A 7,807-nucleotide genomic window follows, 5' to 3' on the forward strand; every position below is an offset into this window, starting at 1 on the left:
AAATTACCGTGATCTGACTCATCGCACCGTCCTTAGTATCGGTGCAAACACCGGCGCTTGCACCGGTGCCATGTCAAAATATCAGCCAATCACCGCAAGGCGGCCCTCACCGGAGCGATACGGGGAACCGGCGTGGTCACCATCTCAAACCTCATCGGCGCGGCAGCGCAGGCGGAGGGAAAATCGGTTCAGGCACTTGACCTCACCGGTCTCGCACAGAAGTTCGGCGCAGTGTATTGTCATCTCAAAGTCGCCGACAACGCTGATCAGTTGCGCGCAACCCGACTTTCGGTGGGCCAGTGTGACCTGTTGATCGGCGCCGACCTTGTGACAGCAGCGTCCGACGAGTCGCTCTCGCGTCTGCGTTCCGGTGCCACCGTTGCGGTCGTCAATGATCATGCCACTGTCACCGGTGCTTTCACACGGGACCGTGACTTCACTGTGCCGGTTTTCGCGCAACGTGCCGCAATCGAACGATTCTGCGGTGCTGGACGGGTTACCTTCATAGAGGCGACCGAACTAGCCGAACAACTGACAGGCAACACAATCGGTGCCAACATAATGCTGTTAGGCTTCACCTGCCAAATGGGCTGGCTTCCAGTTGGGCATGGATCGCTCGAGCAGGCCATCGAGTCCAACGGTGTCGCCGTGCCCGCCAATCTCCAGGCGTTCGCACTGGGACGCATGTTGGCTCACGATCCGGCCGCGGTCACGAAGTTGGCTGAGGCCGGCAAGCCGCGCCGCGATAGTTTGGCAATGTCAGAAACGGTCGATGAACTTGTCGAGCGGAGGCGAGTCGATCTTGTGGCCTATCAGGGCGAAGCCTTGGCGGCTCGCTTCCTGTCACTAGTAGAATCGGCACGGCAGGCCGAGAAATTAATTGCGCCTTTGTCGTCCAGCTTGACCGAGGCAGTCGCGCGCAATTTTTACAAACTGCTCGCCTATAAGGACGAATATGAGGTGGCCAGGCTGTTCAGCGACGGAACCTTCCTCGATACGCTAAAGCAAGGGTTCAGCGGTGACTACACGCTCCGCTTCCATATGGCGCCGCCAATCTTTTCGAAACTTGATCCGGCGACCAGTCGCCCCAGAAAGCGCGAATTCAAGCCATGGATGCTGTACGGGCTGCGCTTTTTGTCTAAGTTCAACGGCCTGCGCGGTACTGTTTTAGATCCGTTCGGTTACAGCGAAGAGCGCCGTGCTGAGCGTGCGTTAATCGAACGATATGAAATGTTCATGCGTGACATACTCGGTCAGTTGTCAGTCGTGAAATTCGATCATGCTCTCGCTCTGGCGCGCTGGCCACAAATGATCCGGGGGTATGGCCCGGTGAAGACCGAAAGTATGATCAAAGCAGACTTAGCGTTGCCCTCGCTACGGGCAGCTTTTGACGCCAATCCAAGTGATTATACGAGCCATCCCCCTAAAGTTGCGACCGCATAAGCGCAGCGCAACTCTTCAACGCCAAGATCTCGGGTGGGCATTCGCTGGGCAGCACCCTTTATCACGCGAAGGGTGGCAGCGGTCGGGCCATGGCCGACATGCCGCTGGTCATAGCGGGATTATGCACTCGTACGGCGCGCAAATGGCGACGATAAGTCGTGCGCCGCTTGCTCCCTAGACGGTAAAGATTTGGGCCTGGCGAGTCGCGGCAAATAGCAGCGCTAACTAACCTCCAAATCGTTCATCCAGCGTTGGGAATCTGGAAAACAGTCCGAGACAGTCGCCCGGGAGCCTGCGCCTGTCTCGGCAGAAGCAGCTTGCGGGCCTCTATTTTTTTGCATATAGTGCATCGCATTGCCTAAAATGATCGCCCTTGTTGTGCGAGCTTGATGAGCTTTGCGGAGAGAAGAATGACCGGAAATCCCAGCCTTGTCGACACTGTCGAATCGACCCAATCGCGCGAAATTTTCTGGGACAAAGACGTATACAATCTCGAACTGGAGCGGATTTTCGGACGGTCATGGCTGTTCCTGGGCCACGAATCTCTTCTGCCAAAACCCGGTGACTTCATCACTACGTATATGGCCGAAGACAAAGTCATCCTGTCGCATCAGCCCGATGGTTCATTCCGGGCGTTCATCAATTCATGTACCCATCGCGGCAACCAGATTTGCCACGCCGACAGCGGCAATGCGAAGGCTTTCGTCTGCAACTATCACGGTTGGGTTTACGGGCAGGACGGCAGCCTCGTGGATGTGCCGCTCGAATCGCGATGCTATCACGGCCAACTTGATAAAGCGCGACTTGGCGCCAAACATGTCCGGGTAGAAACCTACAAGGGTTTCATTTTCGGCTGCGGCGATGCTGACGCACCAAGCCTCGAGGAATATCTGGGCGAATTCTGCTGGTATCTTGATACGATTTGGGAAGGCGCCGGCGGCGGGCTGGAATTGCTCGGCCCTCCGATGAAAAGCATTCTGGCTTGTAACTGGAAGGTGCCGACCGAAAATTTCGTCGGTGACGGATATCATGTTGGCTGGACCCACGCCGGTGCCTTGCATGGGATTGGCGGAGAACTCGCCGGTTTGGCTGGCAATCGCGCTGAAATGCCGTTCGAAGATCTCGGTCTTCAATTCACGACTCGGCACGGCCACGGATTTGGCGTGATCGACAATGCCGCCCCCGCTATCCACGTCAAGCGAGATGGTTGGGCAAAATATCTGGCCGACACGCGCGGTGAAGTGCTGCGGAAATTCGGGCCAGAGCGTGAGCGTCTTTATGTCGGTCACTGGAATTGCTCGATCTTCCCGAGTTGTTCGTTCCTTTATGGCACCAACACATTCAAAGTCTGGCATCCGCGGGGACCGCATGAGATTGAAGTTTGGACCTATACGATGGTGCCGCGCGACGCAGACCGGGAAACCAAGAGCATCATTCAGCGCGAAGCGAGCCGGAGTTTCGGAACGGCCGGAACGCTGGAAAGCGACGATGGCGAGAACATGTCGTCAGCCACATTTGTCAATCGCGGAAACATCACTCGCGACGGGCGGATGGACTCCAGCATGGGCGTTGGCTTCGAAGGGCCGCATCCGGTCTATCCAGGGATCGTCGGTTCCAGCTTTATCGGGGAGACGTCCCATCGGGGTTTCTATCGCTTCTGGAAGGAATTGCTGGATGCACCCAATTGGGATGCCGTGAAAGCGAACGACAGCGTATGGGACTCAGTTTTCCTCAATCGCGACTACTGGACGGCAAAGCTCGACGCGGCCGAGTAGTCGGTCACGAGCCCTAAAGCTTTTTCATAACTTACCGAAACCGGAGTGTTTATGTCGGTTGAACGAGTTCTGGCGGGATTAGACGTCCAGTACGCCATAGATATGCACTACCGCGCCGAAGTTCGATTATGGCAGACCGGACAATATCGCGAGTGGTTGAATAATATGGTAGCCGAGGACATCCATTACTGGATGCCGATCTACGAACAGCGATTTCTTAGGGACCGTCGTCCTGACCCGACGCCTGACGACGCCGCGATATATAATGACGATTATGGCGAACTTGATCAACGCGTTCAGCGACTTTATACGGGTACCGTGTGGATGGAGGATCCGCCTTCCAAAATCCGTTACTTCGTCAGCAATATCGAAGCGTTCGACACGGGGAACGGAGAATTCGACGTCTATTCGAACGTGCTCGTTTATCGGAATCGCCGCCAGCTTGAGATGACTGTGCATACACTCGGGCGCGAAGACAAGCTGCGCCGCGTTGACGACGGGTTTAAGGTCTTCCGACGTAAGCTACTGCTCGATGCAAGGGTTACCCAAGACAAGAACCTGTATTTTTTCTGTTGAACGTGCGCCGCAGAGCGCTGGAGAGGGAGACTCGATATGGAAGCTTATGCCGCGATCATCGAACGCAAGGGGGGTGAGTTCGTTCTTGATGCGATCGACATCGAGGAACCCCGCGACAACGAAGTGCTTGTCAAGATCGCTGCGGCCGGGATGTGCCACACTGATCTGACTGTACGAGACCAATACTATCCAACGCCGCTTCCTGCCGTCTTGGGCCATGAAGGATCAGGAATTGTCGAAAAGGTCGGGCGCGGCGTCACCACAGTTAAAGCTGGCGACAAGGTAGTGTTGTCGTTTAGCTATTGCGGAACCTGCCCGTCATGCATGAAAGGTCACCAGGCTTATTGCCCAAGCCTTTTTCCACTCAATTTCATGGGGCGCCGGCTGGACGGATCGACCCCGATCCGGCGCAATGGAGAAGAGTTGAATGCATGCTTCTTCGGTCAGTCCTCGTTCGCAACCTACTCAATCGCGAATGAAAACAACTGCGTAAAGGTCGCCGAATCCGCCCAGATCGAGTTGCTTGGTCCATTGGGTTGCGGAATTCAAACCGGTGCAGGCGCTGTCCTAAACGCCCTGCAGCCCGCCCCGGGTTCGTCGATCGCAATCTTTGGCGTCGGCTCAGTCGGACTCAGTGCTGTGATGGCCGCTAAGGCTTCCGGTTGCCTTAAGATTATTGCAGTCGATCGCAATCCAACGCGGCTTCAATTGGCTCGTGAACTAGGCGCGACTGATGTTGTCGATGCAACGAGCACCAATGCCCAAGAGGCGATTATTGCCCGAACCAATGGCGGCGCGGACTATGCGATCGATACCACTGCCATACCTCAAGTTCTGCGAAGCGCAGTGGACAGTACGCATACGATGGGGGAAACAGCCGTCGTCGGCGGTGCGGCGTTGGGCACCGAATTCACGCTTGATATGAACAACATGCTTTTCGGTCGCAAGCTACGTGGGGTGGTCGAAGGCTCAAGCACTCCCCAAGTCTTTATTCCGCAACTAATTGCCATGCGTGAGGCCGGCCTTTTTCCGTTCGAGCGGCTATGTACGTTCTACGATTTTGACCAGATTAATCAGGCTGTCGAAGACACAGAAAAAACAGGTAATGCGATTAAGGCCATTCTCAAGATGTGATTTGGCGATACAGACGTGTTTGATCGATCTTGGCATCAGAGCGGGTGAGATTGATTATTTAACCGTATTTTAGATATACTACAAAGGCAGCCTATCCATTACAGGGATGATTGTAGTTATTGATGTAACTCATTAGGATATTTGCACCTATTGATGTGAAAACATACTCCGTCATTGGCCTGTTTCGAGAATTAGTCTATATCTCGTTAAATGTGGTCTGCGGTCGTCTAGAGAGGGGTATTGTGTTTATGTGACTGCCTCAGTGCCAACTGCATATCGTCCTATGCGCTTTTATGCGGGTGCCTGGTAAACTTTTGACGTACGCGCGGTGACCTTAATTGATTGGATTTCGTAACATGCCTTCAGTCAGTTCCGAAGCTAAAATTAAAGGCGGTTAGTCGGTCGAAATACACCGTGCCGATCTCGGGTTACGACCAAGTTGTTTAGTCCTATCTGTTTACGCAATGCGGCTTTCAATTGAAGACTTGGTAAAGTTTAAAATGAATCAGGATGATTACAAGTCACAAAGTAGCAGACGGATGAATTCGATCGATAAACGGGGCGCCAGCGTCTGGTCAAACTGTTCAGACACCTCTCCAGTTGGAAACGGACTTCGAGATGCCCGGCGATATTGGGCGGCTCTCTCGATCTGGTGTGCGATAATTCTAACCATTATTGACGCATCGATCGCTAGTGTTGCACTGCCCTTCATCTCCAAAGGGCTTCAACTGACCGCCGCGAAGTCGGTGTGGGTGATCAACGCCTATCAGATAGCAATCGTAATGGCCCTTTTGCCGATGGCAAAGGTGAGCGATATACTCGGCTACAAGAAAGTCTATCTGTCAGGCATTTTGCTTTTCATGATCGCCGCCTCTGGCAGTATCTTCGCTGGTAGCCTGACTATGCTCGCTGTCGCGCGTTTTGTGCAGGGAATTGGTGCGGCAGCGGTAATGGTAACCAGCGGAGCTTTGGTCCGGTCAATTTATCCTCCCGAACTCGTCCCGCGTGGAATTGGCTACAATACCATTGCCGTTTCCTTCGCCTCTGCATCGGGGCCAGCGGCATGCGCAGTGGTCCTCTCGTTTGCAAATTGGCATGCGGTGTTTGCCGTGGGCCTTCCGTTTGGTCTGCTTGCGCTAACGCTCGGATGGTGGGCTCTCCCTTCCACGGCGTCTGCGAAACGCTCTTTTGACACGATTTCGGCACTAATGTGCTGTCTGGGTTTCGCTGCAGGTTTTTCTATTCTCAGTGATTTGGCCCAAAACTCCTCCTCAGAATGGACATTCATTAAAATCGGCGTTGCGGTTTCTGCTATATTTTTCCTCCGGAAGCGTACTTCTATCAGCCATGAGTCGATGGTACCACTGGATTTGCTGAAGATGGGCTCTCTTCGTTTAGCATATGGCATGTCCGCTTCAGCTTATGCAGTTATGATACTGATAACACTATCATTTCCTTTCGTTCTACAACAACGGTTGCATTTCGGGCCTGAATTGATCGGCATGCTCATGGTTCCGCTGCCGATCGGCATCATGATTGCCGCATTCGTTGCCGGCCGCCTAGTTAATCGCTTTTCGTCGGCCGGGTTGTGTAGTTCGGGATTAATCTCACTTGCGGGAGGAGCAATTTGCCTTTCGTTTATACATCCGGGCAGCTCAGTGTTCTTGATAATTGCAGCGGTGGCCATTTGCGGTTTGGGTTTTGGAATTTTCCAGGTCCCGAACAACCATAGTATGTTGGCTACCGCACCCCATTCTCGCGCTGGAGCGGCTTCCGCAATGCTTTCCTTGTCACGGTTGATCGGCCAAACGCTAGGAGCATTACTGGCGGCGTCGCTCTTTCGCATGATCGGCGCGCAGAGTGATGCGCCAATTGTAGTTGCTGCTTTCATCGCTTTGACAGTGGCGAGCATAACGTTACTAATAAGATATCGAACAATAGTCTCGATAGGCTGAATAATAGAGGTTGAGGCGTGGTATGTCCGTGCCCGGGGGCATTTCCCCAACGATGATGCTGCCACCAAACTGCTATATCTGATCTTGAACCGATCGGAGAAAGAGTGGAAAATGCCCCCGCGTGAGTGGAACATGGCGAAGGCGCAATTTGCCGTGCTCTTCGGCGAACGTTTCATTAGGGCCATGACGGCCTGATGGTCAACCGCCTCGCCGCACACGAAATTCCTGACAGTCCCGCGGCCAGCGAAGCCCCGGCTGGGCGGCAACGCGCCGATCGCCCCCGCACGACCAACCGGGGCTCTCTGCCTGCGCATTTGGAACGGATCGAGCAGGTCATCGATATCGACGAGAAGGCCTGTCCCTGCTGCGGCGGCACTCTCCACCAGATCGGCGAGGATGTGGCCGAGCGGCTCGACGTCGTTCCTATTACTTTTCGTGTGCTGTTCACACGCCGCCCGCGCTACGGCGGCCGTTCCTGCGAGAGCGCTGTCGTTCAGGCGCCGGCACCGGCGCGCATCATTGAAGGCGGCATCCCGACCGAAGCGCTGATCGCGCAGGTGCTGGTCGCTAAATATGCCGACCATTTGCCGCTCTATCGACAGGCCCAGATCTACGCCCGGCAGGGTATCCACCTGGACCGCTCGACGCTGGCAGATTGGGTCGGCCGGGCTGCATGGTATCTGCGCCCTTTGCGAGAGCGTATTCTTGCCGAGTTGCGGCAAGCCGAGCGGCTGTTCGCTGATGAGACGACTGCCCCGGTGCTCGATCCGGGACGCGGACGAACCAAGACGGGTCAGCTATTGACCTGCCCCCACCGAGTGGACCGTGTTGATTGTTAGTGGATTATTCTCGCCGCCGCCATATCCGGATGGAGGTGGAGCGAAGCGGAACCGGAGGCCGGATATGGCGGTGAAGCCGTTTCCG

At 54.8% G+C, this 7,807-nt stretch carries 5 protein-coding genes and 3 pseudogenes; 7 read left to right on the forward strand and 1 reads right to left on the reverse strand.

The annotated features are described in order from the left end of the window. The first annotated feature begins 132 nt into the window (after positions 1 to 132). From D0Z70_RS23780 to tnpC, 7 genes and pseudogenes are all read left to right on the forward strand, one after another. Positions 133 to 1,443 (forward strand): DUF6537 domain-containing protein, encoded by a 1,311-nt coding sequence (locus tag D0Z70_RS23780; RefSeq protein ID WP_182914101.1) that lies wholly within the window; start codon positions 133 to 135, stop codon positions 1,441 to 1,443. 389 nt (positions 1,444 to 1,832) lie between these two features. Then, complete coding sequence (locus D0Z70_RS23785) at positions 1,833 to 3,218, forward strand: aromatic ring-hydroxylating oxygenase subunit alpha (RefSeq protein WP_239019120.1); 1,386 nt, start codon at positions 1,833 to 1,835, stop codon at positions 3,216 to 3,218. A gap of 51 nt (positions 3,219 to 3,269) precedes the next feature. Further along, entirely contained in the window at positions 3,270 to 3,794 is a 525-nt protein-coding gene (locus D0Z70_RS23790) for an aromatic-ring-hydroxylating dioxygenase subunit beta (RefSeq protein ID WP_088189963.1), read from the forward strand. A gap of 36 nt (positions 3,795 to 3,830) precedes the next feature. Then, positions 3,831 to 4,928 carry an NAD(P)-dependent alcohol dehydrogenase gene (locus tag D0Z70_RS23795; protein WP_119750660.1) on the forward strand — a complete coding sequence of 366 codons (1,098 nt, stop codon included), beginning with the start codon at positions 3,831 to 3,833 and terminating at the stop codon, positions 4,926 to 4,928. Positions 4,929 to 5,428: 500 nt separating this feature from the next. Then, positions 5,429 to 6,883 carry an MFS transporter gene (locus tag D0Z70_RS23800; protein WP_182914102.1) on the forward strand — a complete coding sequence of 485 codons (1,455 nt, stop codon included), beginning with the start codon at positions 5,429 to 5,431 and terminating at the stop codon, positions 6,881 to 6,883. A 24-nt stretch (positions 6,884 to 6,907) separates the two neighbouring features. Beyond that, a pseudogene (locus tag D0Z70_RS23805) lies at positions 6,908 to 7,078 on the forward strand (IS256 family transposase); the annotation flags it as partial. Positions 7,079 to 7,146: 68 nt separating this feature from the next. After that, positions 7,147 to 7,683 (forward strand): annotated as a pseudogene (gene tnpC, locus D0Z70_RS23810) (IS66 family transposase); the annotation flags it as partial. Positions 7,684 to 7,718: 35 nt separating this feature from the next. On the opposite strand, the pseudogene D0Z70_RS23815 reads toward tnpC, so the two are convergent. Beyond that, a pseudogene (locus D0Z70_RS23815) lies at positions 7,719 to 7,807 on the reverse strand (integrase catalytic subunit); the annotation flags it as partial.

This window comes from Sphingobium terrigena (assembly GCF_003591655.1).
Lineage (GTDB): Bacteria > Pseudomonadota > Alphaproteobacteria > Sphingomonadales > Sphingomonadaceae > Sphingobium > Sphingobium terrigena.

Coding starts and splice junctions, on each gene's coding strand:
- D0Z70_RS23785 (WP_239019120.1), top strand. CDS start 1,833: ATGAGCTTTGCGGAGAGAAGAATGACCGGAAATCCCAGCCTTGTCGAC.
- D0Z70_RS23790 (WP_088189963.1), top strand. CDS start 3,270: ATGTCGGTTGAACGAGTTCTGGCGGGATTAGACGTCCAGTACGCCATA.
- D0Z70_RS23795 (WP_119750660.1), top strand. CDS start 3,831: ATGGAAGCTTATGCCGCGATCATCGAACGCAAGGGGGGTGAGTTCGTT.
- D0Z70_RS23800 (WP_182914102.1), top strand. CDS start 5,429: ATGAATCAGGATGATTACAAGTCACAAAGTAGCAGACGGATGAATTCG.